24 protein-coding genes and 2 tRNA genes are annotated in these 19,305 nt (G+C 54.6%); 19 read left to right on the plus strand and 7 right to left on the minus strand.

The features are described 5' to 3' along the window. The first annotated feature begins 4 nt into the window (after nt 1-4). Nucleotides 5-652 carry a 30S ribosomal protein S7 gene (locus tag E3E27_RS04935; RefSeq protein ID WP_167773592.1) on the plus strand — a complete coding sequence of 216 codons (648 nt, stop codon included), beginning with the start codon at nt 5-7 and terminating at the stop codon, nt 650-652. 98 nt (nt 653-750) lie between these two features. Continuing rightward, nucleotides 751-936 carry a hypothetical protein gene (locus tag E3E27_RS04940; RefSeq protein WP_167773593.1) on the plus strand — a complete coding sequence of 62 codons (186 nt, stop codon included), beginning with the start codon at nt 751-753 and terminating at the stop codon, nt 934-936. 522 nt (nt 937-1,458) lie between these two features. On the opposite strand, the gene E3E27_RS04945 is transcribed toward E3E27_RS04940, so the two are convergent. Together E3E27_RS04945 and E3E27_RS04950 are read right to left on the minus strand one after the other, a co-directional pair. Next, complete coding sequence (locus tag E3E27_RS04945) at nt 1,459-2,586, minus strand: alkaline phosphatase family protein (RefSeq protein WP_167773785.1); 1,128 nt, start codon at nt 2,584-2,586, stop codon at nt 1,459-1,461. Between the two features lie 73 nt (nt 2,587-2,659). After that, on the minus strand, nt 2,660-3,910 hold the full coding sequence (locus E3E27_RS04950; RefSeq protein WP_167773594.1) for an Nre family DNA repair protein: 1,251 nt from the start codon (nt 3,908-3,910) through the stop codon (nt 2,660-2,662). 90 nt (nt 3,911-4,000) lie between these two features. Here E3E27_RS04950 and E3E27_RS04955 point away from each other — a divergent pair. The 3 genes from E3E27_RS04955 (at nt 4,001) to E3E27_RS04965 (ending at nt 4,736) form a co-directional block, all read left to right on the plus strand. Continuing rightward, nucleotides 4,001-4,086: transfer RNA gene (locus tag E3E27_RS04955), tRNA-Ser, on the plus strand. Between the two features lie 21 nt (nt 4,087-4,107). After that, nucleotides 4,108-4,182 (plus strand) — tRNA-Cys (locus E3E27_RS04960). Nucleotides 4,183-4,532: 350 nt separating this feature from the next. After that, nucleotides 4,533-4,736, plus strand: a complete 204-nt coding sequence (locus E3E27_RS04965) for a MoaD/ThiS family protein (RefSeq protein WP_014788299.1) — start codon at nt 4,533-4,535, stop codon at nt 4,734-4,736. 380 nt (nt 4,737-5,116) lie between these two features. Here the strand turns inward: E3E27_RS04965 and E3E27_RS04970 are convergent, their stop codons facing one another. Next, complete coding sequence (locus E3E27_RS04970; RefSeq protein ID WP_014788301.1) at nt 5,117-6,313, minus strand: pyridoxal phosphate-dependent aminotransferase; 1,197 nt, start codon at nt 6,311-6,313, stop codon at nt 5,117-5,119. A gap of 230 nt (nt 6,314-6,543) precedes the next feature. Here E3E27_RS04970 and E3E27_RS04975 point away from each other — a divergent pair, with 230 nt between their 5' ends. From E3E27_RS04975 to E3E27_RS04990, 4 genes are read left to right on the plus strand one after another with little or no spacing between them, the layout of a single operon-like run. Then, nucleotides 6,544-7,854, plus strand: a complete 1,311-nt coding sequence (locus E3E27_RS04975) for an RNA-guided endonuclease InsQ/TnpB family protein (protein WP_371731557.1) — start codon at nt 6,544-6,546, stop codon at nt 7,852-7,854. A 20-nt stretch (nt 7,855-7,874) separates the two neighbouring features. Continuing rightward, on the plus strand, nt 7,875-8,120 hold the full coding sequence (locus tag E3E27_RS04980; protein ID WP_167773596.1) for a hypothetical protein: 246 nt from the start codon (nt 7,875-7,877) through the stop codon (nt 8,118-8,120). Continuing rightward, a complete protein-coding gene (locus E3E27_RS04985) occupies nt 8,117-8,698 on the plus strand; it encodes a lysine exporter LysO family protein (protein WP_167773597.1) in 582 nt (193 codons plus the stop codon). The genes E3E27_RS04980 and E3E27_RS04985 overlap by 4 nt, the downstream gene beginning before the upstream one ends. Nucleotides 8,699-8,753: 55 nt before the next feature. Next, nucleotides 8,754-8,939: an HTH domain-containing protein gene (locus E3E27_RS04990; RefSeq protein WP_237266263.1), complete on the plus strand. Its 186-nt coding sequence runs from the start codon at nt 8,754-8,756 to the stop codon at nt 8,937-8,939. On the opposite strand, the gene E3E27_RS04995 is transcribed toward E3E27_RS04990, so the two are convergent. Continuing rightward, nucleotides 8,921-9,499, minus strand: coding sequence for a hypothetical protein (locus tag E3E27_RS04995; protein ID WP_167773598.1), 579 nt, complete (start codon nt 9,497-9,499; stop codon nt 8,921-8,923). The two genes, E3E27_RS04990 and E3E27_RS04995, sit on opposite strands and share 19 nt — an antisense overlap. A 181-nt stretch (nt 9,500-9,680) precedes the next feature. On the opposite strand from E3E27_RS04995, the gene E3E27_RS05000 reads away from it, so the two are divergent. From E3E27_RS05000 to E3E27_RS05045, 10 genes are all read left to right on the plus strand, one after another. After that, entirely contained in the window at nt 9,681-9,965 is a 285-nt protein-coding gene (locus E3E27_RS05000) for a 50S ribosomal protein L44e (protein ID WP_014012391.1), read from the plus strand. Nucleotides 9,966-9,968: 3 nt separating this feature from the next. Next, nucleotides 9,969-10,166, plus strand: coding sequence for a 30S ribosomal protein S27e (locus E3E27_RS05005; protein WP_012571194.1), 198 nt, complete (start codon nt 9,969-9,971; stop codon nt 10,164-10,166). Nucleotides 10,167-10,267: 101 nt separating this feature from the next. Further along, the gene (locus E3E27_RS05010; RefSeq protein WP_167773599.1) at nt 10,268-11,095 is read left to right on the plus strand and encodes a translation initiation factor IF-2 subunit alpha; all 828 of its coding nucleotides are present in this window, start codon (nt 10,268-10,270) and stop codon (nt 11,093-11,095) included. Continuing rightward, a complete protein-coding gene (locus E3E27_RS05015; protein ID WP_014788308.1) occupies nt 11,095-11,274 on the plus strand; it encodes an RNA-protein complex protein Nop10 in 180 nt (59 codons plus the stop codon). Before E3E27_RS05010 ends, E3E27_RS05015 begins: the two co-directional genes overlap by 1 nt. Before the next feature lie 3 nt (nt 11,275-11,277). Beyond that, on the plus strand, nt 11,278-12,078 hold the full coding sequence (locus E3E27_RS05020; protein WP_014788309.1) for a proteasome assembly chaperone family protein: 801 nt from the start codon (nt 11,278-11,280) through the stop codon (nt 12,076-12,078). A 147-nt stretch (nt 12,079-12,225) separates the two neighbouring features. Next, nucleotides 12,226-12,840 (plus strand): energy-coupling factor ABC transporter permease, encoded by a 615-nt coding sequence (locus E3E27_RS05025; RefSeq protein WP_048151807.1) that lies wholly within the window; start codon nt 12,226-12,228, stop codon nt 12,838-12,840. Next, on the plus strand, nt 12,837-13,085 hold the full coding sequence (locus E3E27_RS05030) for a PDGLE domain-containing protein (RefSeq protein ID WP_014788311.1): 249 nt from the start codon (nt 12,837-12,839) through the stop codon (nt 13,083-13,085). The genes E3E27_RS05025 and E3E27_RS05030 overlap by 4 nt, the downstream gene beginning before the upstream one ends. Before the next feature lies 1 nt (nt 13,086). Then, nucleotides 13,087-13,746 (plus strand): CbiQ family ECF transporter T component, encoded by a 660-nt coding sequence (locus E3E27_RS05035; protein WP_167773600.1) that lies wholly within the window; start codon nt 13,087-13,089, stop codon nt 13,744-13,746. After that, complete coding sequence (locus tag E3E27_RS05040; protein WP_167773601.1) at nt 13,743-14,534, plus strand: energy-coupling factor ABC transporter ATP-binding protein; 792 nt, start codon at nt 13,743-13,745, stop codon at nt 14,532-14,534. The genes E3E27_RS05035 and E3E27_RS05040 overlap by 4 nt, the downstream gene beginning before the upstream one ends. A gap of 152 nt (nt 14,535-14,686) precedes the next feature. After that, nucleotides 14,687-15,979, plus strand: coding sequence for a hypothetical protein (locus tag E3E27_RS05045; protein ID WP_240910671.1), 1,293 nt, complete (start codon nt 14,687-14,689; stop codon nt 15,977-15,979). Nucleotides 15,980-16,067: 88 nt separating this feature from the next. Here E3E27_RS05045 and glmM read toward each other — a convergent pair whose 3' ends face one another. The 3 genes from glmM to E3E27_RS05060 are packed head-to-tail and all read right to left on the minus strand — an operon-like array spanning nt 16,068 to nt 19,264. Beyond that, nucleotides 16,068-17,438 (minus strand): phosphoglucosamine mutase, encoded by a 1,371-nt coding sequence (glmM, locus tag E3E27_RS05050; protein ID WP_167773602.1) that lies wholly within the window; start codon nt 17,436-17,438, stop codon nt 16,068-16,070. Nucleotides 17,439-17,448: 10 nt separating this feature from the next. Continuing rightward, entirely contained in the window at nt 17,449-17,862 is a 414-nt protein-coding gene (locus E3E27_RS05055; RefSeq protein WP_371731551.1) for a hypothetical protein, read from the minus strand. 4 nt (nt 17,863-17,866) lie between these two features. Further along, complete coding sequence (locus tag E3E27_RS05060; RefSeq protein ID WP_014788316.1) at nt 17,867-19,264, minus strand: mannose-1-phosphate guanylyltransferase/mannose-6-phosphate isomerase; 1,398 nt, start codon at nt 19,262-19,264, stop codon at nt 17,867-17,869. Nucleotides 19,265-19,305: the final 41 nt, after the last annotated feature.

Below are 19,305 nucleotides of genomic sequence, written 5' to 3' on the forward strand. Positions count from 1 at the left end.
GAGAATGGCCAAGCCACTCACCGAGCGCTTTTACCAGCCTAAGGATCTCAAGGTCATGGGCAGGTGGAGCGTTGAGGACGTCACCGTGAACGACCCCTCGCTCAGGCCCTACATCAACCTCGACGCTAGAATCCTCCCGCACAGCCACGGAAGGCACGCCAAGAAGGCCTTCGGCAAGGCCCAGGTCCACATCGTCGAGAGGCTCATCAACAAGGTCATGCGCAGCGGCGCCAGCGGTCACAAGGTCGGCGGCCACTTCATGAGGAGAGAGCACCGCTCCCTTATGAGCAAGAAGATGAAAGCTTATGAGGTAGTCAAGGAGGCCTTCATGATCATCGAGAGGAGAACCAAGCAGAACCCGATACAGGTTCTCGTGAGGGCCATCGAGAACTCCGCCCCGAGGGAGGACACGACCACCATAGCCTTCGGTGGGATACGCTACCACATGGCCGTCGATGTTTCCCCGCTCAGGAGGCTCGACATAGCCCTCAAGAACATCGCCCTCGGTGCTTCCGCCAAGTGCTACAGGAACAAGACCAGCTACGCCCAGGCTTTGGCGGAGGAAATAATCGCCGCCGCCAACAGGGACCCGAAGAGCTTCGCCTACAGCAAGAAGGAAGAGATCGAGAGGATCGCCCAGTCCTCACGCTGAGGGCTGGCGGGATTTCCCACTATTCTTCTGCTTTTCTATCCCAGTCTCTTGGAAAGGTTTTTTGTGCATGATGCGTATTCTTTTCCTGGTGGTCAAGGTTGGGGAAGCGTAAATTCCAAACCATCGACTTTGGGAATGGGATTGTTTTGATCCCGGTTGATGAGGATATTGAGTTCAGAGGTCTTCTGAAGTTCGATAAATCCGCTAGGGAAATCATGCGAGAGATTCGCGAGGAAGAGAGGGCACTTGAAGAACGCAAACTCCGCCGCCTTGGACTGCTCTAAGCTCCCCAGTATTATACCCTCCGGGAGGAGGGAAATGGAACTTCGGGACTATTTGATGCCGGGGGAGTATATCCTTACCGTCTTCACTAATCTTGATATTTCTCCGGGGGACTTAATGGATTAGCAGTAACTAATAAACGGAATATTATTCAGCACAAAATCAGGAGTAGGTAAACTTTTCAGAAAAAACCGCCAAGAAGACATCAAGAACCTTAAGTCCGTATTTTTCAAAAACACACCCCTAATAAAGATGAAAGTCTACGAGGGGTCACTAGGAAGTTCAAAGATCATTTCATTAACAAGATGTGTCAAATTTGTTCGTAATGATTGTTCATGGAGTTATAGGGAAGACGGGATTATAGGAATTCTTAAATCCAAACTGAGTGGTCCCCAGATATCAGAAATTAAGGAAACCCTGGAGCACACGTTAATGCCCCTAGCTTTGAAGACAGAATACCATTACTCTGAAAAAGATAAGGCATGGATTATTAAGTTCATCTTTAAACCCCAAGAAGAATAATTTTATGTACTGCTCACTAAACTCCTCCCCGCCATATTCCCCGGCTTCTCTATCCCGAAGAACCTCAGTATCGTGGGTGCTATGTCCATCAGCGAGGCGTGTTCAAGCTCAACCTTCTCAAATCCCCACAGTATCAGCGGAACCTTCACAACTGGCTCGTTCATCGAGCCATGCATTCCCTTAACCCAGTGGCTCACTCCCTTTATCCCCCTGCACATTCTGTGGGAGCAGAACCAGTAACCTGGCTTAGCTGAGACTATCAGCTCGCCGCTGTTCGGGCTGTTTAGGTGCTCCAAATCCTCCCGGAAGAAGACCGCCCCAACTCCTGGAGCTCTCCTGAGGATTTCAAAGGCCTCCTCCGCCTCGTTCGGGTTCCTGAGGTAGACGTGTGCTCCGCCTCCCGAGGAAACGCGGAGCGTCTCGATTCCGTGCTTCCTCAGGTAAGTTCTCAGGTTCACCCAGGTGTGCACCTCCTCCTGCCCGTGGTCGGCGAAGATTACGAAGGCGTACTCGTCCTTCAACCTTTCCCACAGTGCCCTCACTGCAGTATCAACGGTCTCGACGGCCTTCAGAGCCCCCTCACTCAGCGGGCCGTGGTCGTGGCCCATGCCGTCTATCGAGGCGAAGTGGACGAAGAGTAGGTCAGGCCTGCACTCCTCGTAGAGGTAGATGGCCGAGTTTAGAACCCACAGGTCCTTCCTCCAGTCACGCCCGTGAATCCTGTAGAGCTTGTCGCTCGCGAAGAAGGGCGGAAAGATTCTAACATCAGTCCCGCTGAAGGGTGGCATCGTGTAGCCGGAGACGCTGGCAGTTCTAACGCCCCTGGAGCGGAGCAAATCAACGACGGTCGGTGCCTTTATGACCCTGTGGGGGTTGAAGGCAACCTCGTAGTCGTAGAAGTTAATCTTCCTGTCGGCGAGCCTGTCGTAGTAGCCGTTCTCAACGACCCCGTGGTCCTTCGGCCAAACTCCAGTCATCACGCTGGTGTGAACCAAATCTGTCAGCGTCGGGAAAATTGAATCAACTACGGTAAAACTTCCATTCTCAGCTAACTCGCTGAGGAACGGCATGTGCTTCAGGTTGTAAACCCCGTTGCCATCGAGGCTTACGAGGGCGAGCTTTTTTCTCATTTCCATCACCGGTGTCAGCCTGACGTGCAGTCATCACGCCTCAGTGGGATGGAGTGGTCATCATCCACCGTTCCTATTTCTCGACCCGGTATAAATTCCTTCCGAGCCACTCGTCTAACGTTTTTTGCCTCGCGAGGCTTCCCAGTATGTAGCTCCTCCCGAGGTACTCCTCGAACGGGTGCTCGAGGCACCGTTTTATGGCATCGAGCGCCTCGTTGAGCGTCTCGAAGCGACCGATTAAGTTTCCCATCGCCTTCTTCACTCCGAGGCGAATCTGCCACACGCCGACCGGGGCGTAGTACTCTGGAGTAACTTCGCGGAAGACAACGGCTCTGGCCTGCCTCCTCCTTTTCCTCAGCGCCTCCAGAACGCTCAGCCGGGCGGCGTGGTAGGCTCCGGCCGTTTCCTTGACGTACTCCCTCCTCCCGCGGAAGTCCTCGTAGTCGTGAATGACGCTTGGCCTCTCGCTCCCGAAAAGCGACCCCTTGAGCCAGACCTCGAGCAGTTCAAAGGCGTAGCTCTCGGGCATGAGCAGAACGGCGTAGCGATTGCCGAGGAATCTGTAGAAGTACACCTCGTAGTCGTTTATCTCGGGATAGTGGAGTATCTCGCGCCGCAGGTTCTTCCCTATCGTGTCCTGAACTGCCGTGATGCTCCACCGCGTCGGAACGAGCTTTTTATCCACCCCAAGGAGCCCCGCCGAGAGAAGCCTTATGATGTAGTACTCGTCGAAGCCCCAGTTGTAGAGCCTCATTATCGCCTGCTCGGCCTTCAGCTCGTCGCTCACGACGTAGTCCGTCCTCCTCGGAATCCGTGGGTTCTCCGTGAGTTCAAAGTCGAGTAGCTCAGCCTTCGGCCCTATGGGTGGTGCAAACTCGCTCGGGAGAACCTTGAGGACGGGCTTCCTCTTGAGGATTATCTCGCTGTCCACTGGCTTCACCGACATGGCCAGCTCCTGGACCTCGCTCAGAATCCTTCCGCTTTTTCTGACGTTCACATCGGCTCTCGTCTCGCCCATGACAAGAAGGGAACGGTAGTAAAGAATATCGCGAATCGTCTTGTCCTCCCACCTGAGAGGACTGTCGAGGTGGCTCGTGTTCCCTTCAATCGGAGGGACGAGGGGGCCTATCCTCACCTTGGGGTAGCCGTACTCCCCGACGAAGAGGCTCGGCGGGGAGGAGCCGAAAAGGTGGCGTTTGTTCAGTTTTCCTTCGACGGTGCGGGCTACCCTGAAGCGTTCAAGAATCGGACAGGTGGGCCTGCCGCAGAGGAGCTTTCGACCCTTGCAGACTGCGCAGAGCTTGGAGTTGAAGAGCTCGGTCATCTGAGGGGTGTGGGTGGGAGGACGTAAAAGCTTTGCCCCGCCAAAAAACTTAAAAACCCTCCCCTGTTCATATAACTCGGGCATTGGAGTGCCGCGGTAGCCTAGCCTGGTAGGGCGCCGGCCTGCTAAGCCGGTGGGCGCTGCCCACAGGGGTTCAAATCCCCTCCGCGGCGCCAAAATCTTTCTCTGGGTCGAATGCCGGGATAGCCTAGAGGCGAGGCGAGGGACTGCAGATCCCTTCCACCCGGGTTCAAATCCCGGTCCCGGCTCCACAATCTTATCCTTTAAATTGTAAAACGAGAGTGATTCCAAGTCAAAAACACCCCCAATTAAAATCACACTGAATATACCCAATTTTAAGGAGAACCACAAACTTTTGGTGAAGCTTTTTCCAAAAGCTTCCTGTACTCTCAAACCCCCGAAGTGGGCTACACCCCACGAACCCCGTTTTTCTCCAAAATCCTGTTTGGTCAATCTTTGCTTGCGCAAAGCTAGCTGGCCTCGGGAGTGGTGGTCTCCGCACCCGTCGGTGCCGGGCCAAACGTTCAGCCCGAAGGGAGCGTAAGCGCATCGGCCAGTGGAGTTTATAAAGCGGGAAAAGATATGCCTTTCGGTGGTGACGATGATAAGGGTAAGGGTCCTCGGAAGGGGTATAGAGAGGGAGATTGAGTGGAGAAGGGGCCTCAAGGTATCTGACGTGCTCCGCGAGGTCGGCTTCAACACGGAAAGCGCCATAGCCAAGGTGAACGGTAGGGTTGCCCTGGAGGACGAGAAGATCGAGGACGGCGTTACCGTTGAAGTAATCCCAGTGGTCTCGGGAGGCTGACCTCCTCCCCACCCTGAAGGGAGAGGCCTTTTTCAATTTTCTCTTGGTGAGGGCATAGGAATTCAAATCCCTAACGAAAAACTGACCGAGATTGTAGTGACCCGCGAACTAAGCGACTTTTTCTGTATGAGCTTTTTAAGGAGAAGCTTGACCGGGCGATGCTGTATGAATACGCACAAAAACCCAACGTTAAGGCTCCATTCGAGACGTGATATGAACGAGCGGATATCGTTCATTAGAACGTACGTTGAAAGGTTGAAGAAGAACCCCAATGAAGTGTTCAAAGAGCAGGTAGAGTTCATAAACTCCCTAATGAAATCAGCCAAGACCTTCCCGCTGAGTAAAAAGGAGTATCTCAAAATGAAAGGGGAACTGAGGGATTAGCTCAGTCTCTTCCTCATGAAGGCCTCGAAGTTGTCCATGGCCTCCTCCAGTATCTCCACCGGAGGCAGGAAGACTATCCTGAAGTGCCAGTCTCCAGCGTAGCCAAAGCCCGAGCCATGGACGAAGAGCACGTGCGCCTCGTGGAGGGCGTCGAGGACGAACTCCTTGTCGCTCTTCCACTTCGAGCGCTCCTCTATGCGCGGGAAGATGTAGAACGCTCCCTGGGGCTTCGTCGTGCTTATCCCAGGAATCTCGGTGAGGCGCCTGTAGATGTAGTCCCTCCTCTCCTTGAGCTTCGCCATATACCTCTCCAGGTAGTCCATCGGACCGGTCAGGCCGGCTATCGCGGCAAATTGTGCAGGGGTGCTGGGGCATATCCTTATCCTGGCCATCTTGTCTATAGCTTCCCTGACCTCCTCAAGCTTGCCCTCGGGGTCAACGTAGTAGAAGTAGCCGAGGCGCCAGCCGGTGGCGAAGTAGACCTTGGAGAGGCCGTTCATGACTATAACCGGAACGTCCTTCGTGAGGGAACCCGGGGAAACGTGCTTCCCCTCGTAGGTCATGAGGTCGTATATCTCGTCGCTGATGACGGGCAGGTCGTACTCGCCGGCGAGGTCGAGTATCTCCTTTATCGTCTTCTTCTCGTAGAGAGCGCCGGTTGGGTTGTTGGGGTTTATCACGGCTATGGCCTTCGTCCTCTCGTTGATCTTCTTCCTCATGTCGTCTATGTCCGGCTGCCAGCCGTTCTCCTCAACCGTCAGGTACTCATTTGCGATTCCTCCATAGAACTTGACCAGGCCGACGTAGGGTGGATAGCTGGGACTCGGAACGAGGATGTTGTCGCCGGGGTTGAGGAGGGCCCCGAATATGAACTGGAGGGCCTCTGTGACGGCCGCGGTGACGCGAACGTCCTCGGGGGTTATATCAACGCCGTTCTTCCTCTTTTCCCTCGTGACTATGGCCTCCCTGAGTTCCGGAAGGCCCTCGCTTGGTCCGTAGTAGTTGTGCCCCTCCTTTATGGCACGACAGTAGGCTTCTTGCATGTGCTCCGGTGGCTGAAAGTCGTACTTTCCGGGATCGCCTATGTTAAGGCGGATAACCTTTATTCCCTTCCTCTCAAGCTCTCTTGCCGGAAGGACAACGTCTCTGATGGCGTATTCTATCCCCATCGCCCTTTCCGATGCGCGAATCATATCAACCACCGTCTGAATGAGGCAAAATTCCTCGTAAAAACCTTTGCCCGGGAGGTTTAAAAGGCATGTCGAGTAGTTTTTCGGGGCGATGACGACTAGCAAGCAAACTGACGGCTCACAGATGATGACGTGAACACCCTCCGAGCCCCTCGATACGTTTATCCAATTGGGCGGGGAGACTCCTTCCGAAAGGGAGGAGATGAAAGCCCGAAGACTTTAAATGACAACGCATATTAGAAACTAATAGGTGGTTTCCCACGTATCTCACCCAGAAGAACCACCTCAGGGTGGACAAGAAGACCTACAAAATTCTCCGAACGCTGACCCACCTATCCAGGAGCCTCTACAACCTCACACTTTACACGGTTAAACAACACTACGAGCTGAACGGCACTTTTCTGCCATACGTGAAGGCCTACCACCTCGTGAAGGACAGCGAGCCTTACAAACTCCTTCCGAGCCAAGCCGCACAGCAAACGATGAAAATCGTGGAGAGAAACTTCCGCTCCTTCTTCCACGTCCTCAACGAGAGGCGGAAGGGTAACTACAACCGTCCGGTAAGGCCGCCGAAATACCTCCCCAAGGACGGCCACTTCCTCCTCATTTTCCCCTACCAGTCCTTCAGGGTTAAAGGGGACAGAATAATCCTCTCCCTCGGCAGGAACTTCGCAGAAAAATACGGGGTCAAACACCTCGAATTCACCCTCCCGAAGAACGTTAAAGGCCACAGGATAAAGGAAGTCCGCATCGTGCCAAGATACAACGCCCTCTGGTTCGAGATTGAATATGTTTACGAGGTTGAACCCGAGAGGAGGGATTTAGACCACTCAAAATACCTCGCCATTGATTTGGGGCTTGACAACTTCGCCACCTGTGTCTCCACCACCGGGACTGCCTTCATCATCGAAGGCCGGGGGTTAAAGAGCTTCAACCGGTGGTGGAACAGGGAGAAGGCCCGCCTTCAGAGTCAATACGATAAGCAGGGCGTGAAGTTTGGAAAGAAGATGGCTTGGCTTTTGAGGAAAAGAAATAACGTGATTAACGACTTCATGAACAAGGCGGTGAGCTACATCGTGAACTACTGCCTTGAGAACGGGATTGGCAACATTGTAATTGGTGAGCTGAAAGGGATAAAGCAGAACGCCAACCTTGGCAAGAGGAACAACCAGAATTTCCAGTATGTTCCGTTCGGCCTTTTCAAGCAAAAATTGAAGGCGAAGTGCGAGCGTTACGGGATTAACTACAGTGAGGTTGATGAGGCGTACACGAGCAGGGTTGATGCCCTCGCTCTGGAGCCTATTGGGAAAAAGAAGGAATACCTTGGGAGGCGGGTGAAAAGGGGACTTTTCCAGTCCTCAACTGGAACGCTGGTTAATGCCGACGTGAACGGTGCGTTGAACATTTTGAGGAAGGTAGCCGGCGATTCCCCCCTCAGGGGGATAGCCGGTAGTGGCCGTGTGAACCGGCCAGTGAGGGTGAGGCTACCTTGGGGTGGTCTCACTCCTCACGAAGCCCCACCTGTGAGAGGGGTAGTTCACTAACCTTCAGAGGAGGGGTTTACATGAACATCTTTATCCCACTAATCGCGGGCGTTCTCGTAGGCTACGTTCTCCGCAGGAAAGAGCGTAAGGTGAACGTTGATGCCCCCATGAGCGCCGCACTGCTGCTCCTAGTATTCTTCATGGGTGTCGAGGCGGGGAAGGTGAAGATAGATGCCCTGTGGCTCCTTAGTTCGTCCACAGTATTCGCGGCCCTCACCATAGCGGGCAGCGTTGGGATCGCTCTCCTCGTGGGGGGAAAGGGATGAGGTTTCTGGCCTACGTTCTGGTCGCGCTGATTGCAGGGATACTCACAGGGCACTTCTACGCCCCGGAGTTCGGCAATCTCTATGAAATCATGCTCTACCTGCTGATACTGATAATCGGAATAGACCTTGGTCAGAGCTTCCGGCTCGCGGAGATCAGGAAGCTCGGAAGGCTCGCCATAAAGCTGCCCCTCGGCACCCTCCTGGGCTCACTCCTGGGCGGCCTCGTCGCTTCCCTGCTCCTGGGGATAGAACTCAGGTGGGGGCTTGCAGTTGCCGCCGGCTGCGGCTGGTACAGCCTCACAGGACCACTGATCGCACAGTATTCGGCAGTCTACGGAACGCTCGGCTTTTTGGCAAACCTCACGAGGGAAATATTCACGGTTCTCCTGTATCCTGTGGCGATAAAGAAAATACCAAAGGAGCTGACCGTCTCCATGGGAGGTGCTACAACGATGGATACCACGCTACCGATAATGACGAAGTTTGGGGGCAGCGAGGTGGCGCTCATAGCCTTCGTCCACGGCTTCGTGCTCACCGCTATGGTGCCCTTCGTTGTCCCGTTTATCCTTCAGTTCTAACCAATAATCTTTTAAGTTCAAACGATTTAGGTTTTATGTGTAAACTCAATTGGTGATGAAGATGGCCGAGGTTGAACTCGTTTTCAAGGTTTTGAAGGAAGCAGGGAAGCCCCTCAAGAGCAAGGAGATAGCCGAGCTGGCCGGCATCGACAAGAAGGAAGTGGACAAGGCCATAAAAGTGCTCAAAAAAGAGGGTAAGATAATCTCACCGAAGCGCTGCTACTACGCACCCGCCGAGTGAGTCCCGTACCTCTCACCAAGCTTTTTAAGGATAGCCTCGTGCTGTTCCTCGTTCCTCTTTATCTCTGTGACAATGCCCCTAACTACCGGGTGGAATGCCCTCCTTGAAAGCCTATCGTAGAGCTCTAGCATCTTCTCTTGGAGCTCGAGGTACCTCCCAAGCAACTCACCAAGCTTTCCGTCTCCATTCTCAGGCAGTACCACTTCCGTCGGGAAGTCCTTTAGGTACTCCTCGATTATCTCTTCCGGGGGAACCCTGGCACCCATTGCACCAAAGCCCATGGGCATCACAATCGTGGGCAGGCCAGGGATTAGTGCCACATCACTCACGTCCTCCCCGCCCCCATACTCCTCGACGAGCTTCAAGGACTCATGGTACGCTCTCTCAAGGGCCTCCATCAGGTGCCTGTGAAAGGCAGTGTCTATAGCCATTCTAAGGAGCAGAGCCCTCAGATCTGCATACTCCGGATCCTTGAGCTTTTTGAGGAGCCTCCGGTACTCCTTTTCCGCCTTTGCCTCCAGCTTTTTCAGTTCCTCCACGGTAGTTATCATTTCCTCCATGATCCCACCTCCAGATATTTTAATAACTTATTGTTATTTAAATGTTTTGGTTCAGTTCGCAAAACTTTTTTAAAGCCTCGCGGCTACCGGGGTTTGCAGGCACTATCATGCCTCATGGCTCGGGGGTGTCCGAGGCTGGGGCGAGTAGGAACCCACCGGGCCTCTGCGTGGAGGTGAGAGAATGAAGTATCCGAAGCAGATAAGGACTTACTGCCCCTACTGTAAGAAGCACACGATCCACAAGGTCGAGAAGGTCAAGAAGAGACCGAGGAGCGAGCTCAGTCAGGGCCAGAGGCGCTTTAGGAGGATCATGAAGGGTTACCGCGGTTTCCCGAGGCCGAACCCGGCCGGAAGGGAGAAGCCGGTCAAGAAGCTCGACCTCAGGTTTAGGTGCACCGTGTGCGGCAAGGCCCACACCAGGGGACAGGGCTTCCGCGTTAAGAAGTTCGAGCTGGTGGAGGTGTGAAGCATGGCGCTCCCGAAGAACCTCATTCCGATGCCGAGGAGCAGGTTCCTCCGCGTCAAGTGCATAGACTGCGGCAACGAGCAGATAGTCTTCAGCAACCCGGCCACCACCGTCAGGTGCCTCGTCTGCGGCGCGACCCTCGTCGAGCCGACCGGCGGTAAGGGCGTCATCAAGGCCAAGATACTCGAGGTTCTCGAGTGAGCTTTTTCTTTCCTTTGCCTCCGTGCCTGGAAACTTCTGCTAAACTTTAAATACCTCTTTTCGTAACTTATCCCGGCAGAGAAAATTTTGAGGTGATTGAAATGCCGAGGAAAGCCAGAGAATACCCGGAAGAGGGAGAGTTTGTGGTCGCCACCGTCAAGAGCATTCACCCTTACGGTGCCTTTCTCAAGCTCGACGAGTACCCCGGAAAGGAGGGATTCATGCACATAAGCGAGGTCGCCTCCACATGGGTTAAGAACATCAGGGATCACGTTAAAGAGGGCCAGAAGATAGTCGCCAAGGTCATACGCGTGGATCCGAGCAAGGGGCATATCGACCTGAGCCTCAAGCGTGTCAACCAGCAGCAGAGGAAGGCCAAGCTCCAGGAGTACAAGCGCGCCCAGAAGGCCGAGAACCTCCTCAAGATGGCGGCTGAGAAGATAGGAAAGGACTTCGAAACCGCCTGGCGCGAGGTCTGGGTTCCCCTCGAAGAGGAGTACGGGGAGGTTTATGCCGCCTTCGAGGACGCGGCCCAGAACGGAATGGAGGTTCTCCAGGGCCTCATCAGCGACGAGTGGATCGAGGCCCTGAAGCCGATAATTGAGGCCTACGTTGAGATACCCACCGTCACCATCGACGCCGAGTTTGAGATAACCGTTCCGAAGCCGAACGGTATAGAGATAATCAAGGAGGCCCTCATCAGGGCGAGGGACAGGGCCAACGAAGAGAGGGAGATAGAGGTCAAGTTCTCCTACCAGGGCGCTCCGAGATACAGGATCGACATCACCGCCCCGGACTACTACAAGGCCGAGGCGGTTCTGGAGGACATAGCCGAGGAGATACTCAGGGTCATTAAGGAAGCCGGCGGAGAGGCCACGCTCATTAGAAAGGAGAAGCGTATAAAGAAGGTCAAGAAGAGGGGTTCGTGATGCACTTCCGGATAAGGAAGTGTCCCAGCTGCGGGCGCTATACGCTCAGGGAGACCTGCCCTGTCTGCGGTGAGAAGACCAAGGTAGCCCACCCGCCGCGCTTCTCGCCGGAAGACCCGTACGGCGAGTACAGAAGGAGGCTGAAGCGCGAGCAGCTGGGCCTTGTTAGGAGGGAGTGAGAGATGAAAGAGACCACCATCTACGTCCTTGAGAGACCCCAGCTGAGGGATCCCGTGTTCATCGAGGGCCTTCCAGGCATTGGGCTAGTCGGGAAGCTAGCGGCCGAACATCTCATTCAGGAACTCAACGCCATCAAGTTTGCAGAGCTCTATTCACCCCACTTCATGCACCAGGTTCTCATCAAGAAGGGCTCGATAGTCGAGCTAATGAAGAACGAGTTCTACTACTGGAAGAACCCGGACGAGAACGGCCGGGATATCATAATCATCACCGGCGACCAGCAGGTTCCACCAACGGACAGCCCCGGTCACTTCGAGGTAGTTGGAAAGATGCTGGACTTCGTGAGCGAGTTCGGGGTCAGGGAGATAATCACAATGGGCGGCTACCAGGTGCCCGAGCTCCAGGGCGAGCCGAGGGTTCTGGCGGCTGTAACCCACGAGGAGCTGGTCGAGCACTATCAGAGAAGGCTCGAGGGCTGTCAGGTGGAGGTAATTTGGCGCGAGGACGAGGGAGGGGCCATAGTAGGCGCCGCCGGACTGCTCCTCGGCATGGGTAAGCTCCGCTCTATGTACGGGATAAGCCTTCTCGGCGAGAGCCTGGGCTACATCGTCGATGCCAAGGCGGCAAAATCCGTCCTCCTGGCGGTGACGAAAATACTGGGCATCGAGATCGACATGACTGCCCTCGAAGAGCGTGCCAAGGAGACGGAGGAGATACTCAGGAAGGTCCAGGAGATGCAGAGGGCGATGCTGGAGCAGCAGATGCCACCGGCCCCGGAGGAAGAGGACAGGGGCTACCTCTGAGCCCCCGTTCGTTTCTTTTCTGAAGATTTTAACTGAAAACCGCCGTTGCAAACCTTTGGTTGGTAATACCCGGTTTAAAAAACGCTTTTATTTCGTGCCACTTTTTTACTAATTGATGACACTAAGGACCTCAGGGAGGTGTTTGAGTTGCACATTCCAGACGGACTGCTGAGCACACCGGTAATAGTGATTACATACGCAATAACGATAGCCGGAATAGCCTACGCGGTGAGGAAGCTCAGAAACTTCCCGGAGGAGAAGATACCGCTCCTCGGGCTCTTCGCGGCAGGAATCTTCGCGGCGCAGATGGTGAACTTCCCAATAATAGGTGGTGTCAGCGGGCACCTGCTGGGAGCAACTCTAGTTGCAATAATGCTCGGGCCCTATGCGGCAGTAATAGTCATGACCGCGGTTCTTCTAATACAGACACTACTCTTCGGCGATGGGGGAATAACGGCAATAGGAGCCAATATTCTCAACATGGGGCTGATTGGGGCTTTCATAGGCTACGCCGTTTACACAAAACTCAAGGACATCAACGAGACCCTCGCGATGGGTCTAGCCTCTTGGCTCTCCGTCGTTCTTGGAGCTGCCCTCGCATCGGTCGAGATAGGCCTCAGCCACAGCCTTCCGTTCCTCAAGGTGCTCACCCTGATGGTCGGCTACCACTCGATAATCGGAATCGGTGAGGCCGTACTCACCGTCCTGATAGTCCACGCCATAAGGGCAAAGCTTCCATCGGTGGAGGGGGTGCCGGCATGAGGACGGTCTTTAAGGGTTTGCTCATTATAGCCGTCGTACTGGCGGTGGTTCTCCCCTTAGCCTCAAGCAACCCGGACGGGCTGGAGGCCACGATGGAAAAAGTCGGCCTTGAAGAGAACCCAGTTTACCACGCTCCCCTTGATTACGGGGAAACCTGGGGTCAGAGCGTAGTTATGGGCCTGCTCGGCATAACCCTAACCTTCGCAGCTGGCTATGCTCTAGCAAAGCTTGCAAAGGGTGCCTGAGGTGTACCTGCCTTTCATTTTCCTTTACGCGATTGGGGTCGTAACGAGAAAGAGCATCACGGAGTTAGCCTATTTTGGGCTCCTTTTCCTTGTCGTTGTGCTCACAATGAGGCCAAAGAGGGGTGTTTTCAAAAAGCTCGGCTTCCTTCTCGGCTTCGAGGGACTTCTGTTTATCATGGCACTCTTCAATCCGGGACAAGCAATCTTAGAGACCCCTCTTGGGCCGATAACCCATGAGGGAATCCACTCGTTTTTCATGCTCCTGGGGAAGGCTTTCCTCTCCGCCGGAACGGCCGTGGTAGTGACCAGCTCGGTGGGCTTCTCCAGGATACTCGCCGAGATGGAGGCACTGAGGTTTCCAAGGATACTAACCCTGACCCTGGCCTTCACATACCGCTACCTCGACATTTTCGTGGACGAGGCAACGAGAATGAAGCGCGCCCTCGACTCAAGGGCCTTTGGGATCGGGAAGAAGGAATACTACAAAAAGCTCGGCTCCCTCATCGGCGAGATATTCGTCAGGGCTTACCTCAGGAACGGGAGGATATACCGGGCTATGCTGGCGAGGGGCTTCGGGGAGTTCCCGCGCCTTGAGGAACCGAAGCCGAGTGTTTGGACCGCAACACTTGCCCTTCTCGCTCTGGGGGGACTGCTGCTATGATAGAGCTGAGAGACCTTTACTTCTCCTACTCCGGCAGTGAAGTGCTGAGGGGAATAAACCTCGCGATTGAGAAGGGAGAACTCTTCGGATTCCTTGGCCCCAACGGAGCCGGAAAGAGCACTCTGCTCCTCCACTTCAACGGAATTCTCACTCCCAAAAAAGGCAGAATCCTTGTGGACGGCCTCGATCCTGTAAAAAGGCCAAAAGATGTCAGGAGAAAAGTTGGCATAGTCTTTCAGGACCCCAACGACCAGCTGTTCTCGCCGACCGTCTTTGAGGACGTTGCATTCGGCCCTTACAACCTCGGCCTCAGGGGGGAGAAGCTGAGGGAGCGGGTTCTCTGGGCCTTGAGAAAGGTAGGCATGGAGAACTATGCAGACAGGGAAACCAAGGAGCTCAGCTTTGGTGAGAAAAAGAGGATAGCGATAGCCACAGTCCTTGCCATGAAGCCACAGATAATAGTATTCGATGAACCCTTCGCCAACCTCGATTTCAGGGGCAAGAGGCTGATGCGGGAGCTCATGCTCGAACTGAAGGGGGAGGGAAAGACCGTTATCTTAGCTTCCCACGAGGCCGATTACCTCTCGCTCTGCGACAGGATAGCCCTTATGGACCGCGGAAGGATTATCACGGTCGGGACTCCCGAAGAGATACTTGGAAATCCAGGACTCCTTAGGGAGCACAATCTGGACGTGCCCCCACTGGTAGAGCTGTTCCTGAACCTCGGCCTGCCAGTACCGAAGAGCGTGAACGAGGGGGTGGAGATTCTGAGGAAATGGCGGGCTTGATATGCACGTTTCAGTTGAAGCTTGCCATTTTAAAGCAAAAAATTTACAGCAAATTTTAAAAATACTACAGGTCATGTTGAATCTGGTGATACGTCCTGAGAGTGAGACTGAAAACATTGGCAGTACTAATTTTGATAACGCTCTTTATCGGAATGCCAGGATTGGCGGAATGGACGCCGCCGAAGGACGGAATGCTCATAGTCTTGACGGACGAGAAGGGGAATCCCCTTAGGGGACTCTCCGAGGACTACGAGATTCAGGTTCAGGTGGACGTGGCCACACCGGAGGGCATCAAAACGGTTGGACATTACAGAATTAAAAGGTCCGGTTTCTGGAAGCTCGATACGACGAGGAGCACCGTAAAGATGGACAACGTGAGGAAATTGTTCCCAGGGATAAGTGAGGAAAAGCGCTACGGTGTCAGGGTTTCCGTCTGGATTATGGATAGGGAGAATGGCCTCCTGTACAGGGGCACCGGCTCGACGTTGCTCTCGAGGGAAGACTTGGACGGGACATGGAAGAGGGTTGAATTGGAGATTCTTGAGAAAGAACCCCTGCCGTCACCTGTCCGGGAAGGAGGGTACCACTACGAATGGAGACTCGCTGAGGACTCCTGGGAGGCCGAAGACTTCCTGAAAGTTCCCCTTCTCATCATCGACAACAGAAACGGGAGGGGGAAGCTTCAGGCGTCGATTTCATTTAGGGCAGACTACAAGACAGAGTTTTCTGCCACTCTAGCCCATGGAACAGACCTTGAAGTGAAGTTCGGGAGCGGTGATCCGGTCAAGGCACTCTCGTCGTCCGTGACGATATATGGAAAGAAGTGGGTCCCCGTCGAGGGGCACTATTACTTTTACCGCTCCATCGATGTCCCCAAAGGAAAGGTCGGCTACATCTACGTCCTGGCAAAGCCCTACTACAGGCACGAGAAGGAGTACATCTGTGCGGGGGGAATGGGGGCATACGGTTGCAGTGAGACGGGAAGGGAAAGGATAGATGTTGGGATTTACGACGTTAAAGTCAGAAGGGGCGTCAATGGGTACATAATGTACGGCGGTTCTGAGGTAAAGACACCTCAACTGGACCCAACGTTTTACAGGTTCACCAGGAAGTCCCTCAGGACACCGCTGAGTGCCGGCGAAGGAATAAGCCTTGCATACTTGTTCAACGGCATTGGTGGAAAATGCGGTATGAAGTTTGGTGTAGGGATTCCAGTGGGTGCAATTGCGGTTGCCTTTGGCGCTCCAGCACCGGTTGCCGGACTCGTTGCTTCAGTCCAGTACGAGAAGACCGGGAGCGTATCAATAGATGGTGGAGTTCAAAACTACGGTTCCTTTGTAATGATAAGCGCCTTCGAGAGCGCGCAGAAATACAAGTTCAAAGCCGGATGGTTCAGCTCCTGCTCCGTGAACGTTCCAATGGGCTTCTACATCAGAAGTGGCTGACGTTTTTCTCTTGGCGCCCAGGAGGCGGTCAGCCCCCGGCTCTATTTATTATTTGAATGGATTGATAAAAAGATGAGACGGGCAAAAATCACCTTCTTATAGCCTCCTCCAGAAGCCCCAGCCCGAGCTCGAGGTACTCCTCGGCCTTTCCCTCACTCTTCGCCTCGCTGAAGACCCTAATTATCGGCTCCGTTCCGCTGGCCCTCACGAGTACCCAGCCGTCTTCAAAGAGAATTTTGGTTCCGTCGGTGGTGTCCACCCTGTAACCCTTCTTTTCAGCGAGCTCCGCCACCTTCGCCACTATCGCCTTCCTGTCGCCCTCAACGTGCCTCTTCGTCTTGAACTGGTAGTATTTCGGAAGCTCATCAATCAGCTCGCTGAACTTCTTGCCCGACTTTGCAAAGATTTCGACTATTTTTGCCGTTGTCATCGCCCCGTCCCTGCCGAGCACGAAGTCCGGAAAGATTACACCCCCGTTCTCCTCGCCGCCGATGGTTCCGTTGTGTTCAAGGAGTGCCCTCGCAACGATGAGGTCGCCTACCTTCGTTCTCAGCACCTCCGCGTTGTTCCTCTTCGCTATGTCATCGAGCAGGTTAGAGGTCGCTATCGTGGTAACTAGAAGCCCACCGCCGTTCTCCCTCAGAACGGCATCGGCAACGAGCGCGAATGTCTTGTCGCCCTGTATGAAGCGGCCGTTCTCGTCTATGAAGACAGCCCTGTCGGCGTCGCCGTCCTGGGCGACCCCGAAGTCGGCACCCAAAGCCTTCACAATCTCCATGAACCCCCTCAGGTTCTCCTCGTTGGGCTCGGGGTTTCTGGCAGGAAAGTGGCCGTCGGGGTGGGCGTTCACGCTCACCACTTTACAGCCGAGTTCCCTGAGGAGGTAGGGGAGCGTTAGAGAGCCCGCGCCGTTGGAGACATCGACGACCACGAAGGGCCTCCTCTTCCTTATCGCCTCGACGTCAACCCTGCTCTTTATCGCCTCGATGTAGGGCCTGATGATGTCCTCCTCCATGACCTCGCCTATCTCGTCCCACCTGGCCCTGTCGAAGTCCTCTTTAAAGAAGACCTCCTCGACAACCGCTTCTCTCTCCTTCTTAAGTCCCATGCCGTTCGGTTCGAGGAGCTTTATGCCGTTGTATTCGGGTGGATTGTGGGAAGCGGTTATAACGGCCCCACCGTCGGCCTTGAAGTGAGCCGTGGCCCACTGGATTGCAGGCGTTGGAGCGATGCCGACATCAATGACGTCGCAGCCGACGCTGAGGAGGCCGCTTATCAATGCGTTTTTCAGCATCTCCCCGCTAACGCGGGTGTCCCTGCCGACTACGACGAGCGGCCTTTTCCTCCCCTCCCTCCTGAGCATGGTTCCGAAGGCCATGCCCATCTTGAGGGCAAACTCAGGCGTTATCTTCTCGTTCGCTATCCCCCTGACGCCGAAGGTCCCAAAGAGCCTTCCCATCGCTTTCACCTCACATCAGCGCGTTGGCGAACTTCAGTATTGCCATCACAAATATGTACAGTCCGTAAATGAACGCTCCAGCCTGCAGGAGGGACACGAGCACCTTTACGGGCTTCAGCTTCCCCGATAGAAGGGGCACCGGGAGACCTATAAGTATCGCCGCGAAGAGATAGACCACGGCGTTCTTTATAGCAGTGTAGTCAATGGGCACGCTCACCTCCGGGTAGGTGACGGTCACCCGCTGGTCGCCGACAGTAAAGCTTATCTCCGCGTTTTGAAGTCCCACGACAATGACGTAGGCCATTATCAGAATGAACAGGAGCGTTGGAAGGAGGCTCAGCGAAAGCGAGGCTATTGAGTTACTGAACCTCTCCCACTCATCGCCACAGTTCTTGGTTTTCTCTTTATTGGACATAGCTCTCATCTCCTCAATCTCTCCCGAAGTCATCAGCAAAGCGAACTATATCGTCCTCACCAAGGTATTCCCCAATCTGGGTCTCTATGACCTCTAAGACGACCTTGCCGGGGTTCTCAAGGCGGTGTTTAACTCCCGCTGGAATGAAGGTGCTCTCCCCCGGCCTGAGGAGTATCTCCCTGTCTCCAACGACGACCCTGGCGGTGCCCCTGACAACCACCCAGTGCTCAGAACGGTGGTAGTGCATCTGGAGGGACAGCTTCTTGCCGGGCAGAACGGTTAAACGCTTTATCTTATAGCGCTCACCCTCCTCAAGAACTGTGTAACTTCCCCAGGGACGATAGGCCGTCCTGTGGACGAAGACCCTCTCGTCGCCGCGCTCCTTGAGGAGCTTATAGACCTCCTTAACGCGCTGGCTCTCCCCGCGATGAGCGACGAGGAGGGCATCGTCGGTGTCGATTATTATGAGATCCTCAACGCCGACGGTTGCCGTTAAGCGCTCGGTCATCACGAGGTTATTGCGGGAGTTGAGGGCTATGTAATCGGAATTTTTCCCGCTCACCCTCACGGCGTTTCCGCTCTCGTCCTTTTCGAGGACGTCGTAGATTGCGTCGAAGCTCCCCAGATCGTTCCAATAGGTGTTGAGGGGAACCACCGCAGCCTTGCCGGTCTTTTCCATGACGCCATAGTCCACGCTTACGTCCGGGACGGCGCGGTAGGCTTCCTCCACACTTCCGGCATTCTCGAAGGCCTCCCAGACCTTTGGGGCATGGACTTTGACTTCCTCGATGAAAACCCCCGTCCTGAACATGAACATGCCGCTGTTCCAGAGGTAGTTCTCCTCGACGTACCTCTTTGCCGTCTCTAGGTCGGGCTTCTCCTTGAACTCGGCCACGGTGTAGCCGATGACCCCACCCTCGCTTTGAATCTTCCCGCCCGGCCTTATGTAGCCGTAGCCGGTGTGTGGCCTGGTCGGCTTTATTCCGAAGGTAACGAGGTATCCCTCTGCCAGCTTCTCCGCGTTCCTAAATGCCCGCTCGTAGGCCTCACCGGCCTCTATTAGGTGGTCACTCGGAAGAACCGCGACGGTGGAATCGCCGAAGGTCTCCTCTACCCTGAGCACCCCCCACAGTATCGCCGGCAGGGTGTTCCTCCCCTCAGGTTCGAGCAGAACGTTTTCCTCCGGAAGCTTGACTCCAAGCTCGCCCAGGTCGTCCAGAACACGGAACTTATAGTCTCTATTGGTAACAACAAAAATTTCTTCAGGCCTGGAAAACTTCAGAGCCCTCTCGACGGTCTTCTGGAAGAGCGACCTATCGTCAAGGAAGCGGACGAACTGCTTCGGCATCAGCTCCCTGCTCAGTGGCCACAGCCTCGTTCCCCTGCCGCCGGCTAGAATCAGCGACTTCATGGCAACCACCCCTGTTCACTGCACTACTTACGCTCTTCAGG

The organism is Thermococcus sp. MV11 (genome assembly GCF_012027285.1).
Taxonomy (GTDB): domain Archaea; phylum Methanobacteriota_B; class Thermococci; order Thermococcales; family Thermococcaceae; genus Thermococcus; species Thermococcus cleftensis.

What these genes read in the sequence shown, in the direction of transcription:
- E3E27_RS04980 (WP_167773596.1), top strand. Translation starts at nt 7,875, where the DNA reads ATGAACATCTTTATCCCACTAATCGCGGGCGTTCTCGTAGGCTACGTT.
- E3E27_RS05040 (WP_167773601.1), top strand. Translation starts at nt 13,743, where the DNA reads ATGATAGAGCTGAGAGACCTTTACTTCTCCTACTCCGGCAGTGAAGTG.
- E3E27_RS05060 (WP_014788316.1), bottom strand. Translation starts at nt 19,264, where the DNA reads ATGAAGTCGCTGATTCTAGCCGGCGGCAGGGGAACGAGGCTGTGGCCA.
- E3E27_RS04990 (WP_237266263.1), top strand. Translation starts at nt 8,754, where the DNA reads ATGAAGATGGCCGAGGTTGAACTCGTTTTCAAGGTTTTGAAGGAAGCA.
- E3E27_RS04995 (WP_167773598.1), bottom strand. Translation starts at nt 9,499, where the DNA reads ATGGAGGAAATGATAACTACCGTGGAGGAACTGAAAAAGCTGGAGGCA.
- E3E27_RS04965 (WP_014788299.1), top strand. Translation starts at nt 4,533, where the DNA reads ATGATAAGGGTAAGGGTCCTCGGAAGGGGTATAGAGAGGGAGATTGAG.
- E3E27_RS05045 (WP_240910671.1), top strand. Translation starts at nt 14,687, where the DNA reads ATGCCAGGATTGGCGGAATGGACGCCGCCGAAGGACGGAATGCTCATA.
- glmM (WP_167773602.1), bottom strand. Translation starts at nt 17,438, where the DNA reads ATGGGAAGGCTCTTTGGGACCTTCGGCGTCAGGGGGATAGCGAACGAG.
- E3E27_RS05055 (WP_371731551.1), bottom strand. Translation starts at nt 17,862, where the DNA reads ATGAGAGCTATGTCCAATAAAGAGAAAACCAAGAACTGTGGCGATGAG.
- E3E27_RS04985 (WP_167773597.1), top strand. Translation starts at nt 8,117, where the DNA reads ATGAGGTTTCTGGCCTACGTTCTGGTCGCGCTGATTGCAGGGATACTC.
- E3E27_RS05020 (WP_014788309.1), top strand. Translation starts at nt 11,278, where the DNA reads ATGAAAGAGACCACCATCTACGTCCTTGAGAGACCCCAGCTGAGGGAT.
- E3E27_RS05000 (WP_014012391.1), top strand. Translation starts at nt 9,681, where the DNA reads ATGAAGTATCCGAAGCAGATAAGGACTTACTGCCCCTACTGTAAGAAG.
- E3E27_RS05010 (WP_167773599.1), top strand. Translation starts at nt 10,268, where the DNA reads ATGCCGAGGAAAGCCAGAGAATACCCGGAAGAGGGAGAGTTTGTGGTC.
- E3E27_RS04935 (WP_167773592.1), top strand. Translation starts at nt 5, where the DNA reads ATGGCCAAGCCACTCACCGAGCGCTTTTACCAGCCTAAGGATCTCAAG.
- E3E27_RS05030 (WP_014788311.1), top strand. Translation starts at nt 12,837, where the DNA reads ATGAGGACGGTCTTTAAGGGTTTGCTCATTATAGCCGTCGTACTGGCG.
- E3E27_RS05005 (WP_012571194.1), top strand. Translation starts at nt 9,969, where the DNA reads ATGGCGCTCCCGAAGAACCTCATTCCGATGCCGAGGAGCAGGTTCCTC.
- E3E27_RS05015 (WP_014788308.1), top strand. Translation starts at nt 11,095, where the DNA reads ATGCACTTCCGGATAAGGAAGTGTCCCAGCTGCGGGCGCTATACGCTC.
- E3E27_RS04945 (WP_167773785.1), bottom strand. Translation starts at nt 2,586, where the DNA reads ATGAGAAAAAAGCTCGCCCTCGTAAGCCTCGATGGCAACGGGGTTTAC.
- E3E27_RS04950 (WP_167773594.1), bottom strand. Translation starts at nt 3,910, where the DNA reads ATGACCGAGCTCTTCAACTCCAAGCTCTGCGCAGTCTGCAAGGGTCGA.
- E3E27_RS04970 (WP_014788301.1), bottom strand. Translation starts at nt 6,313, where the DNA reads ATGATTCGCGCATCGGAAAGGGCGATGGGGATAGAATACGCCATCAGA.